Here is a 20,338-nt window from a genome sequence, read left to right as displayed (position 1 = left end):
TGAGCTCGGACCTCGGTACGGGGTGTGGCCCGCCGTGCCCGGACACGAGCGCCGCAGGGGGCTCAGCGGGCCGCCGCCGGTACGACCAGCCGGACCGCCCAGCGGTAGTGCCCCACCGCCCGCGCCACCCCGATCAGCCCGGCGATCCACAGGACGGTGCCCGCGCCCATCGCGTACGCGACCTCCATGTACGTGTCCTCGCCGCGCTCGGCCGTGGCCGGGACGACGAACGCGATCCACAGCCCCGTGGCGCCCGCCGCGAACGACGTCAGCAGCCAGCTCAGGCTGCGCCCCGCCATCCGCAGGCGCGCGTCGCCCTCCGGGTCGCTGTCCAGCGCCGCCCACTGGGTCATCAGCCCGCGCATCGTGCGCTCCTTGCGGACCGACAGTCCGAGGAAGACCCCCGCCGTGATCAACGCGCCCAGCCCGACCGCCAGGACGGGCATGGCGATCATGGCGCTGATCGGGTCGTCGCTCCCGTTCGCGAACGAGACCAGCACCCCGCCGACCAGGCCCCATCCGAACTGCACCCCCAGCACCAGCGCCCAGAAGGCCACCAGCGCGGCCGGTCCGAGGCTGCGTCCGCCGAGATACGCGAGCACCCCGGCCCGGTCCGCGAGCAGGGCCGCCCGGTCGGGCCAGGAGCGCAGGTGCGCGGGGGGCGGGGGCGGCGGGAGAGGCGTGCGGCGTGACATGTGCACGAGGCTACCGACCGGGCCCCGGGCGCCGGCGGCCGCGTCGAACCCGCCGGAATCACCGTCCCTTGCGCCGGAGCAGGTCCCGGATGTACTTCCGCGAGGCGGTCGGGGAGAGGGCCGCCGCGGTGAGCTCGTCCCACACTCGCGCGTACACCTCGACGTCGCTCCGCCGCTCCAGCAGCGTTCCGCCGGTGACATGCTCCAACCATGTGACGTCGATGGAGGGTTCGCCCCGGAGCGAGAACAGCGTGAACGGCGTGTACTGCTCGGCGGGGATCACCGCGTCGAGGGGCAGGATCCGGAGGTCGACGGTGCTTCGCCGGCCCATGTCCAGCAGGTGTTCGAGCTGCTCCCCGGCCACCTCCCGCGAGGCGCTGATGCGGTGCAGGACGGCCGCCTCGATGATCGTGCACAGCCGGAAGTCCTGCTGCGGGTCGAGGAGTTCCTGCCGTCTGGTCCGCGTCTCGACCAGCGGGGTGATCTCCTCGGCGGGAAAGCGCGCTTCGAACATCTCCCGCATGTACGCGCCGGTCTGGAGCAGTCCGGGGATCACCGCCGGGTCGTACTCGCGCACCAGGTCGGAGTCCGCCTCCAGCGTGAGGTAATCGCGAAGTGAGTCGTGGAGCACGGGGCCTTCGCCGTTCCACCAGTCGACTTTGTGAATCTCCTTGGCGAGCCGTTTGATGCTCGCGATGTACGCGGCGTCGTCAATTCCGTAGAACTCCAGCAGGACCGTCAGATCGAGCGGCCTTATGCCTCGTTTGCCGTTCTCGATCTGCGAGATCTTCGGCTGCCCGCACTGGAGCTTGTCGGCGATGTCCTGGACTTTGTATGCCCGTTCGAGACGGAGCCGCTTCAACTCGTTGCCGAGCCGCCGGCTGCGCATCGTAGGCATGTCGCTGTGCGTCATACACCCATCGTGACGTGCCACTTCTCCGCGCAGAGATGCCTTCGGGGCGGATTCACCCGTCAGTATGAAGCGACAGCGGAATATCTTGCCCGCTCAGCAGAATCGATTTCGCCGCGCACCCGGACGGACTGGGACGTATTCGCCGTGAACTGGTAGAAACAATGGCGTCATCACAAACACGCCGGTGGCCGCCGCGGCCTCCTCGTCACACCGACCGAGGCCCATCTGTCCGTCACCGTCAGTGATTTCGCTACGGCCGTTCCAGCGAAGAGAGCCCGTTCCTCCACGGCGGAGGACGGCCGAGGGCTGATGCTGATCGGGGACCCGGAACGAGAGCGCAAGGAGTTGAGCTGACTGTGGCTGTCGAAGAGAGCGCCATCATCAAGGAGTTGAACCACTACCTGCTTGGCCACCCTGACGAGACGTCGGCGACGATGCCCCTGTTCGACGCGTTGCTCGACCACTCCAGGCAGGGCCTGTGCCTGCACCACGGGAGCTGCCCGGTGGTCAGGGCCGGCGCCATCCTGATGGACGAGCAGGGGCGGGCGCTCGCCCTGCGGTACGGCGACGCCTGGGGGTTCGCCGAGGGCGCCCCCGACCCCTCGGACCAGTCGCTCAGCCGCACCGCGAGCCGCGTGCTGGAGGAGTTCGCGGGCGTCCGGAACGTCTGGACGGCGCCCGGCGAGGAGGGCCCGATCCTGGTCGACGCCTCGCCCGCCGCGCCCGAGGACGGCCGGCGCACCCGGTACGGCTTCCGCTATCTCTTCCGGGCGCACTCGCGCGTCCTCGTCCCGGCGATGGCCGCGCTGGGCCGGGCGCGCTGGACCTCGCTGGACGAGATCGGGCCGCCGCTGCTCCGTACGCGGCTGAGGGACCGGCTGGCGGTGTCGAGATGAGCCCGACCGCGCAGCAAGTGGCTTACGTGGTCGCCGTGTTGGCGCTGGGCGCCTCGCTGGCGCTGGCCATCTGGCGGAGCTGACAGGCGCTCGGGGGCTACGGGGCTACGGACCCTGCTGGGTTACGGCTCTCCCCGCGCCCCGGGCCCGAGTTCGACGGCGCGGCGCCTGAGCAGTTCCCGCTCGCGTTCGTTACGGGTGAGCCCGGCCGCCCGTTCGAACTCGGCCCGCGCCTGGTCCGTACGCCCCAGCCTGGCCAGCAGATCGCCCCGGACGCTGGGGAGCAGGTGGTACGTCTTCAGCGCCGGGTCGTCGGCGAGGGCGTCCACCAGCGCGAGTCCGGCCGCCGGGCCCTCGGCCAGGGAGACGGCGACGGCGCGGTTGAGCTCGACCACCGGGGAGGGCGTGAGCGCGGCGAGCCGGCCGTAGAGGACGGCGATCGCGGACCAGTCGGTCTCCTCGTACGCCACCGCGCGGGCGTGGCACGCGGCGATGGCCGCCTGGAGGGCGTAGGGCCCCGGCGCGGCGCCCGTACGCGCGGCGAGGGAGCCCGCGTGGGTGAGGGCGGCGAAGCCGCGGCGGACGAGGAGCTGGTTCCAGCGGGACCGGTTCTGGTCGGCGAGCAGGACGGGCGCGCCGTCCGGTCCCGTACGGGCGGGCACCCGGGACGCCTGGAGCTCCAGCAGGGCGGCGAGCGCGTGCACCTCGGGCTCGTCGGGCATCAGGCCGGCGAGGACACGGGCGAGGCGCAGGGCGTCCTCGCAGAGGCCGGGGCGCAGCCAGTCGTCGCCCGCGGTGGCCGAGTAACCCTCGTTGAACACCAGGTAGATGACCTCCAGGACGGAGGAGAGCCGCGCCGCGCGATCCGTGCCGTACGGCACCTCGAAGGGCACGCCCGCCTTGGCGAGGCCGCGCTTGGCGCGCACGATGCGCTGGGCGACGGTCGCCTCCGGGGCGAGGAAGGCGCGGGCGATCTCGGCGGTGGTGAGTCCGCCGAGGAGACGCAGGGTGAGGGCGATACGGGCCTCTGTGGAGAGGACGGGGTGACAGGCGGTGAAGATGAGGCGGAGGAGGTCGTCGTCGATGTCCTCCTCGATCCCGATCCCGCCCCCGGCCACGCTGCCCCCGGCCCCGCCCCCACTGCCCCCGGTCCCGCCCCCGCTGCCCCCGTCGCTCCCGTCGCCGGGGCCGGAATCCGGGCCGGGGCCGGTCAGCGCGGCCTCGGGGGTCTCGGGGCCCGGGGCGTCCGCCAGGGCGCGGCCGACCTCGGCGAGCTTGCGGGCGTACGTCTCGCGGCGGCGTACGAGGTCGATCGCCCGGTGTCTGGCGGTGGCCATGAGCCAGGCCCCCGGTCGGTCAGGGACGCCCGACTCCGGCCACTGCTCCAGCGCCGCGACGAGCGCGTCCTGCGCGATCTCCTCGGCGATGCCGATGTCGCGCACGATGCGGGCGACCACCGCGATGATCTTCGCGGACTCGATCCTGAAGACCGCCTCCACCGCGCGGTCCGCGACGCTCACGACCTCCGCGCCGGCCCGCCCGTCCCGCCCGGCCCGCCCGTCCGGTCCGTCTGCCCCATCTGCCCTCACGGGCACCCATCAGAGCACACCCACCGGACGGGGGCGCGGCGAACCCTTGCGGGAGGGTCCCCGGGAGGCGCTGCCCGCCGGTTACTCGGCGATCTGCCGGACCTCGCAGGTGACGTCGTACTCGTCCTCGTGCACCTCCACGAAGCGCCGCGCCCACTCGACGGCCTCGGCCTTGTCCTTCGCCTGCATGAGCGCGTACCCGCCGATGACCTCCTTGGCCTCGGTGAACGGCCCGTCGGTGACGGTGGTCGTCCCGCCGTGGTGACGGACCCGCACCCCGTCGGAGGTCGGCGTCAGCCCGGCGGTGTCGAGCATGACGCCGGCCTTGGTGATCTCCTCCAGCAGCGCGCCCATGCGCTGCTGGAGCTCGGGGCTGGGGCCGCCGGCGGGTGCGGTGGCCTCGTCGATACGGACCAGGGAGAGATAGCGCGGCATGGTGACTCCTCGGGTAGGGAGCGGGCTGTTTCCCGCCTCTCACCTCTTACGTCGAACGGGAGACGCCCGGATCGACACACGCCGGGAAATTCTTTCGAAGATCTTTCTGACCTGCCGTGGGCGCGGGTACCCACGAGCGCGCACAACCGCGGGTGCGGGCGCGGCGCGGCGCTGCGCCTTCGGGCAAGGCCCGTCGCCCTCGCGGTCGGCAATCGTGCCCCTGAGCCGCTGCTCATCGTGCCCGCCCGCCTCTAGGGTCGGCAGTGTGAGCCTATGGACTTCCCTCGAACCTGCATCGACGACCATGGACGCGGGCGCGACCAGGACCGTGACGCTGCGGCTGCGCAACACCGGTGACGTCGTCGATGAGTACCGTTTCGTCCCGGTCGGCGACCTCTCGCCGTACGCCACCGTCGAGCCCGCCACCCTGCGGCTCTACCCCGGCACCACCGGTACCGTCGCCGTCACCTTCGCCCCGCCGCGCACCCCCGACTCCACCGCGGGGCCGCATCCGTACGGGGTGCAGGTCGTGCCCACGGAACATCCGGACGCCACGACGGTGACCGAGGGCAACATCACCATCACCCCCTTCACGGAGCTGCACGCCGAACTCGTGCCGCCGACCGTCAAGGGCCGGTTCCGGGGGCGGCCCAAGCTGGCCGTCGACAACCTCGGCAACGTCAAACTCACCGCGTCCATCAGCGGCAGCGACAACGGCGATCAGCTCTCGTACGAGATCCTGCCCGGCAGCGTCCAGATCGAGCCGGGCCGCGCCGCGTTCATCAAGGCGACGCTGAAGCCGCGTCAGATCACCTGGGCGGGGCAGAAGCAGGACCGGCCGTACACGCTGGACATCCGCAGGTCGGGCGCGGAGCCCACACCGGTGGAAGGGACGTACGTGCAGCGCGGCGTCCTGCCGTACTGGCTGATGACGGTGCTGAGCCTGCTGCTGGTGCTCACCATCACCGGGCTGATCATGTGGTTCAACTACAGGCCGGCCGTGCGGAGCCTGGCCCAGGAGAAGACCGCACCGGTCGCCGCCCAGTCCATCAAGCCCTCCGAACCCGCGGCACCGAAGCTGCCCGAGGCCCCCGCCACGCCGGAGACCCCGGCACAGCCGTCGCCGGAGGCGGACGACGGGGACGGTGGCGGCGAGAAGGACTCCGGCGGGGGTGAGGAGAAGGAGAAGAAGGACCCGGCGTCGCGTACCCGCGTCCAGATACGGGACATCCGGACGGACAAGTGCGCCGACATCCTCGGCCGGGACAAGGGCACGGTGAACGGGGCGGTGCAGCACTCGCTCTGCAACCCCCCGGACGAGGACAACCAGTTGTGGAACCTTGAGGTGCGCTACAAGAACAAGAGCCCCAAGGGGACCAGCCTGTTCCAGATCAGGAACGTCAAGGACGAGCTGTGCATGGACATGGGGGATTACGCGGCCGTGGCGTCCGGGACGAACATCGGCGAGTTCCACTGCGACGGCACCACCAGCGACAACCAGCTCTGGTGGCTCGACCTCCAGCCCAACGGCGACGACACCCTGTCCCACTACTGGATACGCAACTTCGCCAGCGACAACATGTGCCTGAAGCTGAAGCGCTTCGACCCTGCTGTCGACGACTACGGCAAGGACGCGCCGCTCGCGGTCATGAAGTGCACCGAGGGCGACGGCGGGGCCTGGAAGTTCATCACGGAGAAGCGCGCCAAGGAGCTGGCGGAGCAGACCGGATAAGGCCCCACCGCCACCCACCTCGCGCGGGAGGCGACGTTACGGGCGGGACGCGCCCCCGCCCGTACGGCCGGGGCCGTGCAGCTCGCCCAGCGCCGTCCGCAGCTCATCAGCGGTAAGGGGTTCGCCCGGCAACGGGCGGGCCCCTTCCGCGCGCAGGCCGTCCAGGAAGAGCGCCAGCAGCCGCCGCCAGGATCCGGGCGCGGCGCTCTCCGCCGCCGGTACGGCGCGGCCCAGCGCCGCCAGCGCGAACAGCACGTCCTCGACCGACAGGTCCCCGCGTACGGTGCCGTCCTCGCGGCACCGCGTCAGCAGGGCGTCGATCGTCCCGGCGTTGTGGAGGTGCAGCGCCTCCAGCGTGGGAACGCCGGGCATGGCCGTGGTCATCAGGTCCGTGACACCCCGGTCCGTGGCCAGCCCCTCGAAGGTGCGCTCCACATAGGCCGTCAGCCCCGCCCACGGATCCGCCGCCGCGCGGGCGCGCTCCCCCGCCTCGATGGTCGCCGCGAGCCCTTCGCCGAAGACGGCCTCGATCAGCGCGGCCCGGTCGGGGAAGCGCCGGTAGAGCGTGGCGTTGCCGACATCGGCCCTGCGGGCGATCACATCGAGCGGGGCCTCGACGCCCTGCTCGGCGTAGACCGCGCGGGCGGCGGCGATCACCCGCTCCCGGTTGCGCTGCGCGTCCTGTCTCACGGCCGTACCGTACCGTGGGCGCCCCAACCGTGGAGCACTCCCCACTTCCTGTTATCGTCGAACCCGATAAGTGGGGAGACCTCCCCGCTTAAGGTTCGGACCCGGGAGCCCACCATGCCCACCGACCCCATCAACCCCATCAACCCCACAACCCGTACGGCCCCCACCGGCGACGGGATACGCGCCGAGGACGCCGGCGCCGAGGACCTCGCCCTGGGCGACTGGCCCGGCTTCACCGCCGACCCGTACCCCCGCTACGCGCGGCTCCGTACCGCCGGCAGCGTCCACCCCGTGAGCCTCCCCCTCGGCGCGCCGCAGTGGCTCGTCACCGACGGCGCCACCTCCCGCACCGCCCTCGCCGACACCGCGCGGCTGCGCAACGACATCCGGCACTCCTCCTCCTGGAAGAGCGACGGCGGCCATGCCGTCGGCCGCAACATGCTCCAGGTCGACCCGCCCGACCACACCCGGCTGCGCCGCCTGGTGGCCCGGGAGTTCACCGCGCACCGCGTACGGGCGCTGCGCCCCCGCGTGCAGGAGATCGCCGACGGGCTGCTCGACGCCATGGAGGGGGACGGCCGCGCCGATCTCGTCGACGCGTACGGCTTCCCGCTGCCGGTCACGGTCATCTGCGAGCTGCTGGGCGTCCCGGCCGCCGACCGGGGTCCGTTCCGCGCCTGGTCGGCGGCGGTCGTCGATCCGACCGCCCCGGACGCCGCGCAGCGGGCCAACCAGGAGATGACGGCGTACTTCCTCGGCCTCATCGAGGAGAAGCGCGCGCTCCCGGCCGGGGCCGCGGAGAGCGATCTGCTGCACGCGGTGATCCACTCCACCGACGGGGAGGACGGCGAGGGCCTCGACACCGAGGAACTGCTCGGCATGGCCTTCGTGCTGCTGGTCGCCGGGCACGAGACCACCGCGCACCTGATCTCCAGCGCCGTCCACCACCTGCTGCGCCACCCCGACCAGCTCGCCGCGCTGCGCGCCGACTGGACGCTGCTGGACGGCGCGATCGAGGAGACGCTGCGGTACGAGCCGCCCGTACAGGCCACGTCGTACCGGCACACCGCCGAACCCGTCACGCTCGGCGGGACCCGGATCGCCAAGGGCGAGCCCGTCATGTTCTCCATCGCGGCGGCCAACCGCGACCCCGAGCGCTTCCCCGACCCGGACCGCTTCGACATCCACCGCGACCCGGCCGTCACCCGCGGCCACCTCGCCTTCGGCCACGGCATCCACCACTGCCTGGGCGCCCCACTGGCCCGCCTGGAGGGCGCCATCGCCCTGCGCACCCTCCTGGAACGCTTCCCGGCACTGACCCTGGACGACGAGGCAGCGTCCCCCGACTGGCGCCCCGGCCTGCTCCGCGGCCTGAACCGGCTGCCGGTCCGCTGGTAGCGGGTCCGCCGGCAGCCTGTTCTCCGGCCGCTCGTCCGCGCGCGGACGAGCGGGATCTCACTCCTCGCCGAGCGCCTCGAACCGCCAGCGGTGGACCGGCCGGGCGATCAGGTCAGGGGCCGGGTCGGGGAGTTCGGGGAGGTCGGTGTCGTACGCGCCGTCCCACCAGGTGATGACCAGGACGCGGTCCCCCGGGGCCCGGAACAGTTCGCGGCGCTGTGGCGCGTACGGCAGTTCGTACGCGCCGGCCCACGCCAGCAGCTCCCCGCCCCGGCCGGACGCGGCCCTGGCCTCCCACATCAGCGCGACCGTCATGTGTGCCTCATGAGTACAGGTTGTCCTTCGCCAGCTCGTGAACGTGGTCGTGATCGTGGCTGTGGCCGTGGCCGTGGTCGTGGTCGTGGTCGTGCGGGGGCGCCGGTACGTGCGGCTCCGTCACCGGCAGCGACGAGTCCGCCGAGAGCGCCCAGTCCGACGCCGGCCGCCCCCGCGCCACCATCTCCGCGCCCAGCGCCGCCACCATCGCCCCGTTGTCCGTGCACAGCCCGGGGCGCGGCACCCGCAGCCGGATACCCGCGCGCTCGCACCGCTCCTGCGCGAGTGCGCGCAGCCGGGAGTTGGCCGCGACCCCGCCGCCGATCATCAGGTGGTCGACGCCCTCGTCCTTGCAGGCGCGGACGGCCTTGCGCGTCAGTACGTCGACCACCGCCTCCTGGAAGGAGGCCGCCACGTCCCGTACGGGCACCTCCTCGCCCGCCGCCCGCTTCGCCTCGATCCAGCGCGCCACGGACGTCTTCAGCCCGGAGAAGGAGAAGTCGTACGGGGCGTCGCGCGGCCCGGTCAGCCCGCGCGGGAACGCTATGGCGGCCGGGTCTCCCTCGCGGGCCAGCCGGTCGATCACCGGGCCGCCGGGGAAGCCGAGGTGCAGCACGCGGGCGATCTTGTCGAACGCCTCGCCCGCCGCGTCGTCGATCGTGGCGCCCATCGGCCGTACGTCGCTGGTGATGTCCGGCGCGAGCAGCAGCGACGAGTGGCCGCCGCTGACCAGCAGCGCCATCGTGGGCTCGGGCAGCGGGCCGTGTTCGAGCTGGTCGACGCAGATGTGCGAGGCCAGGTGGTTGACGCCGTACAGCGGCTTGCCGAGGGCGTACGCGTACGCCTTGGCCGCCGAGACACCGACCAGCAGCGCGCCGGCGAGCCCCGGTCCGGCCGTCACGGCGATCCCGTCGAGGTCGCGTGCGGTGACCCCGGCCTCCTTCAGCGCGCGCCCGATCGTCGGAACCATCGCCTCCAGATGCGCGCGGGAGGCGACCTCGGGCACCACGCCGCCGAAGCGCGCGTGCTCGTCGACGCTCGACGCGATGGCGTCGGCGAGCAGCGTCGTACCGCGCACGATGCCGACGCCTGTCTCGTCGCAGGAGGTCTCGATGCCGAGGACGAGCGGTTCGTCAGCCATGGTTCTCAGTTCCTGCCGTCTCTGTTCCGTCTGCCGTCTCTGCTGCGTCTGTTCCGGCTGTTCCGTCTGCCTCGTCCGCGTCCTGGGCGCGGAAGCGCATGACGAGCGCGTCGACATTGCCCGGCTGGTAGTAGCCGCGGCGGAAGCCGATCGGCTCGAAGCCGAACCGCTCGTACAGCTTCTGCGCCCGCGCGTTGTCCACCCGTACCTCCAGCAGCACCTCTTCGCACTCGAAGGCGGTGGCGTGCTGGAGGAGGTCGGTGAGGAGCCGGGAGCCGAGGCCGGTGCCCCACTGGTCGCGGGCGGCGGCGATGGTCTGTACGTCGCCGAGGCCACCGGCGGCGGCCAGCCCGGCGTACCCGACGATCTTCCCGCCGCCCCGGCTCTCGGCGACCACGTAACGCCGCGTCGCCCGCGGGCCGCGCGCGTGCGCCAGCTCCGACCAGAACATCCCCGGTGACCAGGCGTCCTCGGGGAACAGCTCGCGTTCGAGCGCGAGTACCGGCTCGATGTCCCACCAGCGCATCTCCCGCAGGACGACGGAGGTGGCGGCGGAGGTGGCGGAATCCGGGGAGGCGGTCACTTCGGGGTGACCACCTTGTAGTTCTTGGGCACCTGCGCGTCGGGCCGCCGCAGGTAGAGCGGCAGCGGCGCCAGGAACTCGCCGCCCGCGGCCAGTCTCTCGGCGGCCAGCGCGGCGAGCGCCTCCGCCGACTGGTGCTCGGGGGCCCGCGCGTCCGGGAAGACGTCCGGGTAGAGCAGCGCCCCGGCGCCCACCACGGGCAGGTCCGCGACCTGCTCGGCGAGGTCGGCGGGGCGGTCCACCGCGGGCTCGGTCAGCCGCGTACGGGCGTCCGCGTACCGCGCCCAGTAGACCTCCTTGCGGCGCGCGTCCGTGGCCACCACGAACGGCTCCGTCAGTCCGGACGCGTACGCCAGCCCGTCCAGGGTGCAGAGCCCGCGCACCGGGACGCCGAGGGCCGAGCCGAAGGTCAGGGCGGTCACCAGGCCGACCCGCAGCCCGGTGTACGGTCCGGGCCCGACCCCGACGATCACCTCCGTCACGTCGTCGAGTTTCCGGCCGGCCCGGGCGAGGACCCGGTCGACGGCGGGCAGCAGCAGCTCCCCATGGCGGCGGGCGTCGGTCCGGCGCTCGGCGGCCAGGACGGAGGAACCGTCGTGGAGGGCGACGGTGACGGCGGGCGTGGCGGTATCAACGGCGAGCAGAAGCACGCAAACAGCCTACGGCTCCCGGCGCCGGGGCACGGCGCCCTGCCCCGTCACCCCGCTGCTGCTAACGTCACCACGGAGTCATACGTACGAGAGGTGGATCAAGGTGTCCAGGAGCAGCTCGGGAATCGTGGCCGGGCTCACCGCAGCGGCTGTCGCCGTGGTCGGTTTCCTCGCCTTCCAGGCATCGGCGAACGTCCCCGACACCCTCGGGAAGCCCACAAAAGCGGCCCCCAGCTCCTTGCCCTCCTCCTCCGGCGCCCCCGCGCAGAAGCCGAAGGACCCGATGGCCGTACCGGCCGACTCGGGCACGGGGGAACGGGTCGTCTACGCGCTGGCCGACCGGCGGGTGTGGCTGGTGGACGAGAAGGGCCGGTCGACCCGGACGTTCGCGGTCATGCCGAGCACGGTCAGCCCGCCCCCCGGCTCGTACACGGTGACCTCGCGGTCCGGCTCCGTGACCGGCTCGGACGGCGTACGGATCGAGCACGTGGTGCGCTTCACGACCGTCGAGAACGTGGCGATCGGGTTCAGCGCGGCGGTCGACGGCACGCTCACCAGCCCCGACCCGACCCTGAAGACGGGCGGGGTCAGGATGAAGGTGGGGGACGGGAACGCGATGTGGACGTTCGCGACGGTCGGCTCGAAGGTCGAAGTGGTCCCGTAGCCGTCCCGTAGTTCCCGACAGCCGGCTTTACGTCTGTTACGCGGCGTCGCGCTCCCGCGCGGCGCCGCACCGCTGTTCGCCGCTCTCCCGCAGCAGCTCCAGCCCGGTGTCCTGCCGCGCGTCCGGCTCGGGCGCACGCGGCGGCGTGGAGACGGCCGCCGCCGCGGCGCAGGACGCCAGCAGGTCTTTCATGGGGACGGACGACGGCGACAGCGACCGCGTCAGATACGACGAGGGCCGCGGACGGATGTCACGCTCGGGCGCCGGCATGGGTGCCTCCTGGGGCTCCGGGGGCAGGCATGGTTAGGTAGACCTAACCAAGTCTCCCCACCATGTGACCACGCACGGCAGGGCACGCGCAACATTTTGCCGACGTCTTGTCGGAATGTACGGAACGACTGACCGAATCACCGTCCACCGGGCCGGTGAGGCTCCTACGGGGCCAGCGAGGCCAGGTCCGCGTCCGCCCACCGGGCGCCGAGGCCGGTCAGGGTGACGGTGCGCCGGTCGTCCTCCTCGGCCGGCGCGGGGTCGGACCCGCCCACGACCCGGTCGATGACCACGTGCAGCCGGTCGTCCGACAGCTCCTCGACCTTGCCGTCGCCCCACTCCACGACCACCACGGAGTCCGGCAGCGAGACATCGAGGTCCAGGTCCTCCATCTCGTCGAGACCGCCGCCGAGCCGGTACGCGTCGACGTGGACCAGCGCGGGCCCGCCGGTCAGGGAGGGGTGGACACGGGCGATCACGAAGGTCGGGGAGGTGACGGCCCCCCGCACCCCGAGGCCCTCACCGAGGCCGCGCGTCAGGGTCGTCTTGCCGGCGCCCAGCTCGCCGGTGAGCATCACCAGGTCGCCGGGGCGGAGCAGCGCGGCGAGGCGCAGGCCCAGCTCCGTCATCCGTTCGGGCGAACCGATGGTGAGGGTGAGGGTGACAGAGGCCGTGACAGAGGCGTCACGGGCGTCACGGGCCTCGGGGGCGTCCGGGGACGCGGGAGTGGCAGGTGGGACAGGACTGTCGGCAGGGGCGGCGGCGACGTCGTCAGGCGCCGGGCTGTGCGGTGCTTCCATGCGTCCCCACGTTAGACGGTGCGGGCACCGCCCCGACCCGTACCAGCAGGTCGGCCAGCCGGTCCGTGACGACCTCCGGGTGCTCCAGTATCACCAGGTGGCCCCCGTCGGGCACGATCACCAGCTCCGCGTCGGGCAGCAGATCGCCGATGGCCTCGCTGTGCGAGCTGGGGGTCACGAGGTCGTTCTCCCCCGCCAGCACCAGCGCCGGGACCTCCAGGAAGGCGGGCAGCGCCGTCGCCTTGTCGTGCTCGGTGAAGGCCGGGTAGAACTCCGCGACGACATCGATCGGGGTGGATTCCAGCAGCCGTTCCGCGAACCGCGCGACGGCCGGGTCCACGTCCTTCGAGCTGAACGAGTACCGCTTGATCACCCCCGCGGAGATCTCCGCCGTGGCCCGCCGCCCCCGCTCGACCAGCTCGGCCTGCGAGCCGAGCGCCCGCAGCACGCCGGGGAGCACACTGCGCACGACGTTCACGCCCAGGGTCGGCAGCCCGTAGGTGACCTCGGCGAGCTTTCCGCTCGACGTGCCGATGAACGCGACGCCGACGACCCGGTCCCGTATCAGCTCAGGGAACTGGTCGGCGAGCGCCATCACCGTCATGCCGCCCATGGAGTGGCCGACCAGCACCAGCGGCCCGTCGGGCGCCGCGGCGTCGATGACGGCCTTCAGGTCGCGGCCGAGCTGGTCGATCGTGACCGGTACGGGGTCGGGCCCGAGCTGGGCGGCGCCCCGGGCGGAGCGGCCGTGGCTGCGCTGGTCCCAGTGGACGGTACGGACGAGGCCGCGCAGCGCGGCGCGCTGGAAGTGCCAGACGTCCTGGTTGAGGCAGAAGCCGTGGCTGAAGACGACGGTGACCGGCGCGGGCGCCTTCCGGCCGAAGAGCCGCCGCCGGCGCGGCCCTGCGGCGCCGTCCGCCCCGGTCTCCTCCCCCGGGGTGGCGTCGTCCACCTCGTAGTACAGCTCCGTACCGTCGTCCGCGAGGGCCCGGCCCGGGGTGCCGCGCAGGGCGCCGTACGGGCCCGCCGCGTCCAGCGCGAGCCGCGCCTTCCTGCGGATGCCGCGCCCGACGGTCATCCTCTCGATCGCCACACCGGCGGCGGCCCCGGCGGCGATCACGCCTATGGCGGCGCCCGCGATCCCCGTCGCCCTGCGCCAGTTGCCGCTCTCGCTCACGGTGCGCCCCCCGTCGTCGGCCCCGTCGGCCCGGTCCCTGTCGGCTCGGTGCCTGTCGGCTCGGTGGTGGGACCGTCCGGATCAGCATGCCCGCTGTCGTTCAGGTAGACGCGGGGGACGCGGGAACCGATGCGTGTGACGATCTCGTACGCGATGGTCCCCGCGGCCTGTGCCCAGTCCTCCGCGGTCGGCTCGCCCCGGTCGCCGGGGCCGAAGAGGACGGCGGTCGCGCCCGGTTCGGGCGTGTCGCCGCCGAGGTCGACGACGAACTGGTCCATCGCGACCCGCCCGGCGACGGTCCGCCGCACCCCGCCGACCTGCACGGGGCCGCGACCGGAGGCGTGCCGGGGGATGCCGTCCGCGTAACCCAGCGGGATCAGGCCGAGGGTGGTCTCCTCGGGCGTGACGTAGTGGTGGCCGTAACTGACGCCGTGCCCCTTCGGCACCCGCTTGACCAGCGCCACGGACGCGGAGAGCGTCATGACGGGGCGCAGCCCGAAGTCCTCGGGGGTGCCCAGGTCCGGGCTGGGCGAGATGCCGTACAGGGCGATGCCCGTCCGGACGAGGTCGAAGGACGACTCGGGGACGGTGAGCGCGGCGGCCGAGTTGGCGATGTGCCGCACCTCGGGCTCGACGCCGGCCTTCTCGGCGTACGTCACGACCTCGTGGAAGACCTCCAACTGGGCGGCGATCGACGGGTGTCCGGGCTCGTCGGCGCAGGCGAAGTGCGACCAGAGCCCGGTGACCCGGACCTCGCCGGCGGCCTGCGCGGCGAGGGCGGCGCCGACGAGTTCCGGCCAGTCGGCGGGCGGGCAGCCGTTGCGGCCGAGCCCGGTGTCGGCCTTGAGCTGGATCCGCGCGGGCCGCCCGGCCGCGCGCGCGGCGGCGGTCACCTCGCGCAGCGCCCACAGCCCGCTGACGGACATGTCGAGATCGGCCTCGATCCCTTCCCGCCAGGGATCGCCGGGCGTCCACAGCCAGCACATCACCCGTCCGCCGATCCCGGCGGCGCGCAGCGCGAGCGCCTCGTGAGGGGTGGCGGTCCCCAGCCAGGTGGCCCCGGCGGCGCGGGCGGCGCGGGCGACGGGCAGCATGCCGTGTCCGTACGCGTCGGACTTCACGACAGCCATCACCGCGACGCCGTCCCCCACCCGGGAGCGCAACGCGCGCACATTGCCCCGCAGGGCGGCGAGATCGACTTCGGCCCGCGCCCGCAGGGTCGCCGAGGTCTGCATGATTCCGGTCATCGCGCCCAGTGTCTCAGGCCCGGTGCCCCGGTTCGCCGTCCGAGCCGTTCGCGCCGTGCGAGAGCCGTGCGAGAGCCGTGCGAGAGCCGTGAGCTCACGGCGACGACGCGTCCCCCACCACGTTGCGCCACGCCTCCCCCACGCCCGCCGCCACGTCGTCCGCCGCCACCGGCGCGCCGTGCGCGGCCAGGCGGGCCGCCAAGCCGTGCAGGTAGGCCGCCACCGAGGCCGCGTCGCGGGCCGGGAGGCCGGTGGCGAGGAGGGAGCCCGCGAGGCCGGAGAGGACGTCGCCGCTGCCGGCCGTGGCCAGCCAGGCGGTACCCGTGGGGTTGACGCGGACCGGGGTCTGCGGGTCCGGGGCGGCGACCAGGGTCGTCGAGCCCTTCAGCAGGGCCGTCACGCCGTACCGGGCGGCCAGTTCCCGTACGGCGGCCAGCCGGCCCGCCTCCACCTCGGCGCGGGGGACGGAGAGCAGGGCCGCCGCCTCGCCCGCGTGCGGGGTGATCAGGGTCCCGGCGGTACGGCGCCCCGCCGCCTCCGGGGTGACATGGCGCAGGCCGTCCGCGTCGACCAGGACCGGGACGTCCGAGGCCAGGACCTCGGCCACCGCCGAGCGCGCCCACGAGCCCTCGCCGAGCCCCGGGCCCACCACCCACGCCTGGACGCGGCCCGCCTCCGACGGCGGGCCCTCGTGGACCAGCGTCTCCGGGAAGCGGGCGAGGACCGCCTCGCTGCCGGGGCCCACGTACCGTACGGCGCCCGCGCCGCCGCGCAGCGCGCCCGACACGGCGAGGACCGCCGCGCCCGGGTAGCGCGCCGAACCGGCGACGACACCGATGACACCGCGCCGGTACTTGTCGCTCTCGCCCGTCGGTACGGGCAGCAGCCGCGCCACGTCCTCGTGTTGCAGCGCCTCCAGCTCCGGGACGGACGGCAGGTACGGGCCGAGGCCGATGTCCACGAGCCGCAGGGCGCCCGCGTGTTCGTGCGCCGGGTCGATGAGCAGGCCCGGCTTGTACGTGCCGAAGGTGACCGTCGCGTCCGCGCGCACCGCCCGGTCCGCCGCCTCGACCTCCCCGCTGTCCGCCTCGACGCCGCTCGGCAGGTCGACGGCGACGATCACCGCGCCCGCGCCCCTGGCCGCCCGTACCACCGGCACCGCGTCGGGCCGCAGCCCGCCGTGGCCGCCGATGCCGGTGATGCCGTCCAGCACCAGATCGGCGGCGGCCAGTACCTCGTAGGGGTCGTCCGCGACCCGGCCGCCCGCGCCGAGCAGCGCCGTCAGCCCGCCCTCGTGCGCCCGGCCGGGGGCGAGGAGCACCGCCGTGACCCCGGCGCCCCTGCGGGCCAGCCGCGCCCCGGCGTACAGGGCGTCCCCGCCGTTGTCGCCGCTGCCGACGAGCAGGACGACGCGCGCCCCGTACACCCGGCCGAGCAGATCCTTCAGCAGCCCGGCGCAGGCGGCGGCGAGACCGGCGGCGGCGCGCTGCATCAGCGTGCCCTCCGGCAGCCGCGCCATCAGCTCGCGCTCGGCGTTCCTCACGGTCTCCACGCTGTAGGCGGTACGCATCAGCCCTGCTCTCTCTCCTCGACCCCCGTTCGCCTGCCTGCCGTCAACCCTCCGCGATGACCACGGCGGACGCCACCCCCGCGTCGTGGCTGAGCGAGACGTGCCAGCTCCGTACGCCCAACTCGGCGGCGCGCGCGGCCACCGTCCCGGTCACCCGCAGCCGTGGCTGCCCGGTCTCCTCCACGTACACCTCGGCGTCCGTCCAGTGCAGCCCGCCGGGCGCGCCGAGCGCCTTCGCCAGGGCCTCCTTCGCGGCGAACCGCGCCGCCAGGGAGGCCGTACCGCGCCGCTCGCCGCTGGGGAGCAGCAACTCGCTCGCCAGGAAGAGCCGGTCGGCCAGTTGCGGGGTGCGCCGCAGCGACTCCCCGAACCGGTCGATCTCCGCGACGTCGATCCCCACCCCGATGATCACTCCACTGTCTCCCCTCACACACTTACTCGCTCACTCCACCGCTCACTCCACGGTGACCGACTTCGCCAGGTTCCTCGGCTGGTCCACCTCGTTGCCCCGCGCCGTCGCCAGCTCGCACGCGAACACCTGCAACGGCACGGTCGCGACCAGTGGCTGAAGCAGCGTAGGCGTCGCCGGGATGCGGATGAGATGGTCCGCGTACGGCACCACCGCCTCGTCCCCCTCCTCCGCGATCACGATCGTGCGCGCGCCCCGCGCCCGGATCTCCTGGATGTTCGAGACGATCTTGCCGTGCAGCACCGACCGCCCGCGCGGCGACGGTACGACGACGACCACCGGCAGGTCCGGCTCGATCAGCGCGATCGGGCCGTGCTTCAGCTCGCCCGCCGCGAACCCCTCCGCGTGCATGTACGCGAGTTCCTTGAGCTTGAGCGCGCCCTCCAGGGCCACCGGATACCCCACGTGCCGGCCCAGGAACAGCACCGTCCGCTTGTCCTTCAGGGTGCGCGCCAGGGCCCGTACCGGCTCCATCGTGGCGAGGACGCGCTCCACCTCGCCCGCGATCCGCCCCAGGTCACGGACGACGTCCCGGATCTCGTCGCCCCATTTCGTGCCGCGCCGCTGCCCCAGGTAGAGCGCGACCAGGTAGCAGGCGACGAGCTGGGTCAGGAACGCCTTGGTCGACGCGACGGCGACCTCGGGGCCCGCGTGCGTGTAGAGGACAGCGTCGGACTCCCTGGGGATGGTCGAGCCGTTGGTGTTGCAGATGGCCAGCACCTTCGCGCCCTGCTCGCGGGCGTGCCGCAGCGCCATCAGCGTGTCCATCGTCTCGCCGGACTGCGAGATCGCGACGACGAGCGTGCGCCGGTCCAGGATCGGGTCGCGGTAGCGGAACTCGCTGGCCAGCTCGACCTCGCAGGGGAGCCGTGTCCAGTGCTCGATGGCGTACTTGGCGATCAGCCCGGCGTGGAAGGCCGTACCGCACGCCACGATGACGACCTTGTCCGCCTCGCGCAGCACGGCCGCCGGGATCCGCACCTCGTCGAGGGTGAGCGCGCCCTCGGCGTCGATCCGGCCCAGCAGCGTGTCGGCGACGGCCTTCGGCTGCTCGGCGATCTCCTTGAGCATGAAGGAGGCGTAGCCGTCCTTCTCGGCTGCGGAGGCGTCCCAGTCCACGTGGTACGAGCGGACCTCGGCCGGGGCGCCGTCGAAGTCCGTGACGGTCACGGAGTCGCGGCGGGCCTCCACCACCTGGTCCTGGCCCAGCTCGATCGCGGAGCGCGTGTGGGCGATGAACGCGGCGACGTCGGAGGCGAGGAACGACTCGCCCTCCCCGACCCCGACCACCAGCGGCGAGTTGCGGCGCGCGCCGACGACGACGTCCGGCGCGTCCGCGTGGACGGCGACGAGGGTGAAGGCGCCCTCCAGCCGGCGGCACACCCGGCGCATCGACTCGGCGAGGTCGCCGCAGGAGGAGAACGCCTCGGCGAGGAGGTGCGAGACGACCTCGGTGTCGGTGTCGGAGCCCAGGTCGTGGCCGCGTTCGGCCAGCTCGGCGCGGAGGGCGGCGAAGTTCTCGATGATCCCGTTGTGGACGACGGCGACGCGGCCCGCGTTGTCGAGGTGGGGGTGGGCGTTGGCGTCGGTGGGGCCGCCGTGGGTGGCCCAGCGGGTGTGGCCGATGCCGGTGACACCGCTCGGCAGCGGGCTCTCCACCAGCGTCTTCTCCAGGTTGAGGAGCTTGCCCGCCTTCTTGGCCGCGGCGAGCCCACCGCCGGAGAGGACGGCGACCCCGGCGGAGTCGTACCCCCGGTACTCCAGGCGCTTGAGACCCGCGATGACCACATCGAGCGCCGACTGCCCGCCCACGTACCCCACGATTCCGCACATATCGTTCCCTTCCTGGCCGTTACTTACGATTCCTTACGATTCCCGACGATTACTTACTGTTTCCACCTCGTCGGACGGCATCGTCGCAGACCGCGCACCGGGGGGCGGGGACCTCACGTACACGCCACAGGAAAGCCACACGCCCCGCCCTCCCCCCACAGGGGCCCGGCCGCCACGTGACCGACCCCACCCCCGGCGGCCTCCCCCGGCCGCCGGTCGCGCCGGACAATGGCCAGGTGATCACCTCGCCGACGTCACCGCCGTCACGGAGCACCGCCCGCCGGACCGACCACGGGCCGACGCCCTACGTCGACCTCACCCGGGCCGAGTGGAGCGCGCTGCGCGACAAGACCCCGCTGCCGCTGACCGCCGAGGAGGTCGAGCGGCTGCGCGGGCTCGGGGACGTCATCGACCTGGACGAGGTACGCGACGTCTACCTCCCGCTCTCCCGGCTGCTCAACCTGTACGTCCAGTCCACCGCCGGGCTCCGCGGCGCCCTGAACACCTTCCTCGGGGACGCGGGCAACGGGCACGGCGCGCAGCGCGGCACCCCGTTCGTCATAGGCGTCGCCGGGAGCGTGGCCGTGGGCAAGTCGACCGTGGCCCGGCTCCTCCAGGCGCTGCTGGCCCGCTGGCCGGAGCACCCGCGGGTCGAACTCGTCACCACCGACGGCTTCCTGTACCCGATGAAGGAGCTCCAGGCGCGCGGGCTGATGTCGCGCAAGGGGTTCCCCGAGTCGTTCGACCGGCGGGCGCTGACCCGGTTCGTCGCGGACATCAAGGCGGGCAGGGACGAGGTCACCGCGCCCGTCTACTCGCACCTCATCTACGACATCGTGCCGGGCGAGGTGCTCACCGTACGGCGCCCCGACATCCTCATCGTGGAGGGGCTGAACGTCCTCCAGCCCGCGCTGCCCGGCAAGGACGGCAGGACGCGCGTCGGGCTCGCCGACTACTTCGACTTCAGCGTGTACGTCGACGCGCGCCCCGAGGACATCGAGAGCTGGTACCTCAACCGGTTCCGCAAGCTCCGTGAGACGGCCTTCCAGGACCCGTCGTCGTACTTCAGGAAGTACACCCAGGTCTCCGAGGAGGAAGCTCTGGAGTACGCCCGTACGACCTGGCAGACCATCAACAGGCCCAACCTCCTGGAGAACGTGGCACCCACCCGGGGCCGCGCCACACTGGTGCTGCGCAAGGGCCCGGACCACAAGGTGCAGCGGCTCTCCCTGCGCAAGCTCTGACACCTGCTCACTTCCGAGACTTTGAGG

At 73.0% G+C, this 20,338-nt stretch carries 21 protein-coding genes; 5 read left to right on the top strand and 16 right to left on the bottom strand.

Going from position 1 to position 20,338, the window contains the following annotated elements; translation table 11 throughout:
- Positions 1–62: 62 nt before the first annotated feature.
- Positions 63–695 carry a hypothetical protein gene (locus ACIO3P_RS16620; protein ID WP_401854643.1) on the bottom strand — a complete coding sequence of 211 codons (633 nt, stop codon included), beginning with the start codon at positions 693–695 and terminating at the stop codon, positions 63–65.
- 58 nt (positions 696–753) lie between these two features.
- Positions 754–1,608 (bottom strand): helix-turn-helix transcriptional regulator, encoded by an 855-nt coding sequence (locus ACIO3P_RS16615; protein ID WP_401854646.1) that lies wholly within the window; start codon positions 1,606–1,608, stop codon positions 754–756.
- Positions 1,609–1,964: 356 nt separating this feature from the next.
- On the opposite strand from ACIO3P_RS16615, the gene ACIO3P_RS16610 reads away from it, so the two are divergent.
- Complete coding sequence (locus tag ACIO3P_RS16610; protein WP_329828684.1) at positions 1,965–2,504, top strand: NUDIX domain-containing protein; 540 nt, start codon at positions 1,965–1,967, stop codon at positions 2,502–2,504.
- 122 nt (positions 2,505–2,626) lie between these two features.
- Here ACIO3P_RS16610 and ACIO3P_RS16605 read toward each other — a convergent pair whose 3' ends face one another.
- Both ACIO3P_RS16605 and ACIO3P_RS16600 read right to left on the bottom strand, forming a co-directional pair.
- A complete protein-coding gene (locus ACIO3P_RS16605; protein ID WP_401854649.1) occupies positions 2,627–4,024 on the bottom strand; it encodes an RNA polymerase sigma factor in 1,398 nt (465 codons plus the stop codon).
- A gap of 150 nt (positions 4,025–4,174) precedes the next feature.
- On the bottom strand, positions 4,175–4,528 hold the full coding sequence (locus ACIO3P_RS16600; RefSeq protein WP_329828681.1) for a YciI family protein: 354 nt from the start codon (positions 4,526–4,528) through the stop codon (positions 4,175–4,177).
- A 265-nt stretch (positions 4,529–4,793) separates the two neighbouring features.
- Here ACIO3P_RS16600 and ACIO3P_RS16595 point away from each other — a divergent pair, with 265 nt between their 5' ends.
- The gene (locus ACIO3P_RS16595; protein ID WP_329828680.1) at positions 4,794–6,260 is read left to right on the top strand and encodes an RICIN domain-containing protein; all 1,467 of its coding nucleotides are present in this window, start codon (positions 4,794–4,796) and stop codon (positions 6,258–6,260) included.
- A gap of 36 nt (positions 6,261–6,296) precedes the next feature.
- Here the strand turns inward: ACIO3P_RS16595 and ACIO3P_RS16590 are convergent, their stop codons facing one another.
- Entirely contained in the window at positions 6,297–6,950 is a 654-nt protein-coding gene (locus ACIO3P_RS16590) for a helix-turn-helix domain-containing protein (RefSeq protein ID WP_329828678.1), read from the bottom strand.
- A gap of 114 nt (positions 6,951–7,064) precedes the next feature.
- On the opposite strand from ACIO3P_RS16590, the gene ACIO3P_RS16585 reads away from it, so the two are divergent.
- Entirely contained in the window at positions 7,065–8,348 is a 1,284-nt protein-coding gene (locus tag ACIO3P_RS16585) for a cytochrome P450 (RefSeq protein ID WP_401854652.1), read from the top strand.
- 57 nt (positions 8,349–8,405) lie between these two features.
- Here ACIO3P_RS16585 and ACIO3P_RS16580 read toward each other — a convergent pair whose 3' ends face one another.
- From ACIO3P_RS16580 to tsaB, 4 genes are read right to left on the bottom strand one after another with little or no spacing between them, the layout of a single operon-like run.
- A complete protein-coding gene (locus ACIO3P_RS16580; protein ID WP_401854654.1) occupies positions 8,406–8,663 on the bottom strand; it encodes a hypothetical protein in 258 nt (85 codons plus the stop codon).
- A 7-nt stretch (positions 8,664–8,670) separates the two neighbouring features.
- Complete coding sequence (tsaD, locus tag ACIO3P_RS16575) at positions 8,671–9,804, bottom strand: tRNA (adenosine(37)-N6)-threonylcarbamoyltransferase complex transferase subunit TsaD (protein WP_401854657.1); 1,134 nt, start codon at positions 9,802–9,804, stop codon at positions 8,671–8,673.
- Complete coding sequence (gene rimI, locus ACIO3P_RS16570; RefSeq protein ID WP_329829651.1) at positions 9,797–10,330, bottom strand: ribosomal protein S18-alanine N-acetyltransferase; 534 nt, start codon at positions 10,328–10,330, stop codon at positions 9,797–9,799. The genes tsaD and rimI overlap by 8 nt, the downstream gene beginning before the upstream one ends.
- 53 nt (positions 10,331–10,383) lie before the next feature.
- Positions 10,384–11,037, bottom strand: coding sequence for a tRNA (adenosine(37)-N6)-threonylcarbamoyltransferase complex dimerization subunit type 1 TsaB (gene tsaB / locus ACIO3P_RS16565; protein ID WP_329828673.1), 654 nt, complete (start codon positions 11,035–11,037; stop codon positions 10,384–10,386).
- Between the two features lie 103 nt (positions 11,038–11,140).
- Between tsaB and ACIO3P_RS16560 the strand changes: the two genes are divergently transcribed.
- Positions 11,141–11,701 (top strand): hypothetical protein, encoded by a 561-nt coding sequence (locus tag ACIO3P_RS16560; protein WP_329828671.1) that lies wholly within the window; start codon positions 11,141–11,143, stop codon positions 11,699–11,701.
- Between the two features lie 36 nt (positions 11,702–11,737).
- Here ACIO3P_RS16560 and ACIO3P_RS16555 read toward each other — a convergent pair whose 3' ends face one another.
- The 7 genes from ACIO3P_RS16555 to glmS form a co-directional block, all read right to left on the bottom strand.
- Positions 11,738–11,971: a hypothetical protein gene (locus ACIO3P_RS16555; protein WP_329828670.1), complete on the bottom strand. Its 234-nt coding sequence runs from the start codon at positions 11,969–11,971 to the stop codon at positions 11,738–11,740.
- A gap of 164 nt (positions 11,972–12,135) precedes the next feature.
- Positions 12,136–12,771, bottom strand: a complete 636-nt coding sequence (gene tsaE, locus ACIO3P_RS16550; protein WP_401854659.1) for a tRNA (adenosine(37)-N6)-threonylcarbamoyltransferase complex ATPase subunit type 1 TsaE — start codon at positions 12,769–12,771, stop codon at positions 12,136–12,138.
- Positions 12,743–13,948, bottom strand: a complete 1,206-nt coding sequence (locus ACIO3P_RS16545) for an alpha/beta fold hydrolase (protein WP_401792194.1) — start codon at positions 13,946–13,948, stop codon at positions 12,743–12,745. Before ACIO3P_RS16545 ends, tsaE begins: the two co-directional genes overlap by 29 nt.
- Positions 13,945–15,183: an alanine racemase gene (alr, locus tag ACIO3P_RS16540; protein ID WP_401854941.1), complete on the bottom strand. Its 1,239-nt coding sequence runs from the start codon at positions 15,181–15,183 to the stop codon at positions 13,945–13,947. The genes ACIO3P_RS16545 and alr overlap by 4 nt, the downstream gene beginning before the upstream one ends.
- Before the next feature lie 106 nt (positions 15,184–15,289).
- Positions 15,290–16,765: an NAD(P)H-hydrate dehydratase gene (locus ACIO3P_RS16535; RefSeq protein ID WP_401854662.1), complete on the bottom strand. Its 1,476-nt coding sequence runs from the start codon at positions 16,763–16,765 to the stop codon at positions 15,290–15,292.
- A 43-nt stretch (positions 16,766–16,808) separates the two neighbouring features.
- Positions 16,809–17,177: a holo-ACP synthase gene (locus ACIO3P_RS16530; protein WP_329828664.1), complete on the bottom strand. Its 369-nt coding sequence runs from the start codon at positions 17,175–17,177 to the stop codon at positions 16,809–16,811.
- 42 nt (positions 17,178–17,219) lie between these two features.
- Positions 17,220–19,067 (bottom strand): glutamine--fructose-6-phosphate transaminase (isomerizing), encoded by a 1,848-nt coding sequence (gene glmS / locus ACIO3P_RS16525; protein ID WP_329828662.1) that lies wholly within the window; start codon positions 19,065–19,067, stop codon positions 17,220–17,222.
- Positions 19,068–19,303: 236 nt separating this feature from the next.
- Between glmS and coaA the strand changes: the two genes are divergently transcribed.
- The gene (gene coaA / locus ACIO3P_RS16520; RefSeq protein ID WP_401792585.1) at positions 19,304–20,311 is read left to right on the top strand and encodes a type I pantothenate kinase; all 1,008 of its coding nucleotides are present in this window, start codon (positions 19,304–19,306) and stop codon (positions 20,309–20,311) included.
- Positions 20,312–20,338: the final 27 nt, after the last annotated feature.

The organism is Streptomyces sp. NPDC087310 (assembly GCF_044744405.1).
In the GTDB taxonomy this organism is placed as follows: domain Bacteria; phylum Actinomycetota; class Actinomycetes; order Streptomycetales; family Streptomycetaceae; genus Streptomyces.
Note: the sequence above shows the minus strand (reverse complement) of the source record. Positions and strands in the feature narration are given on the sequence as shown.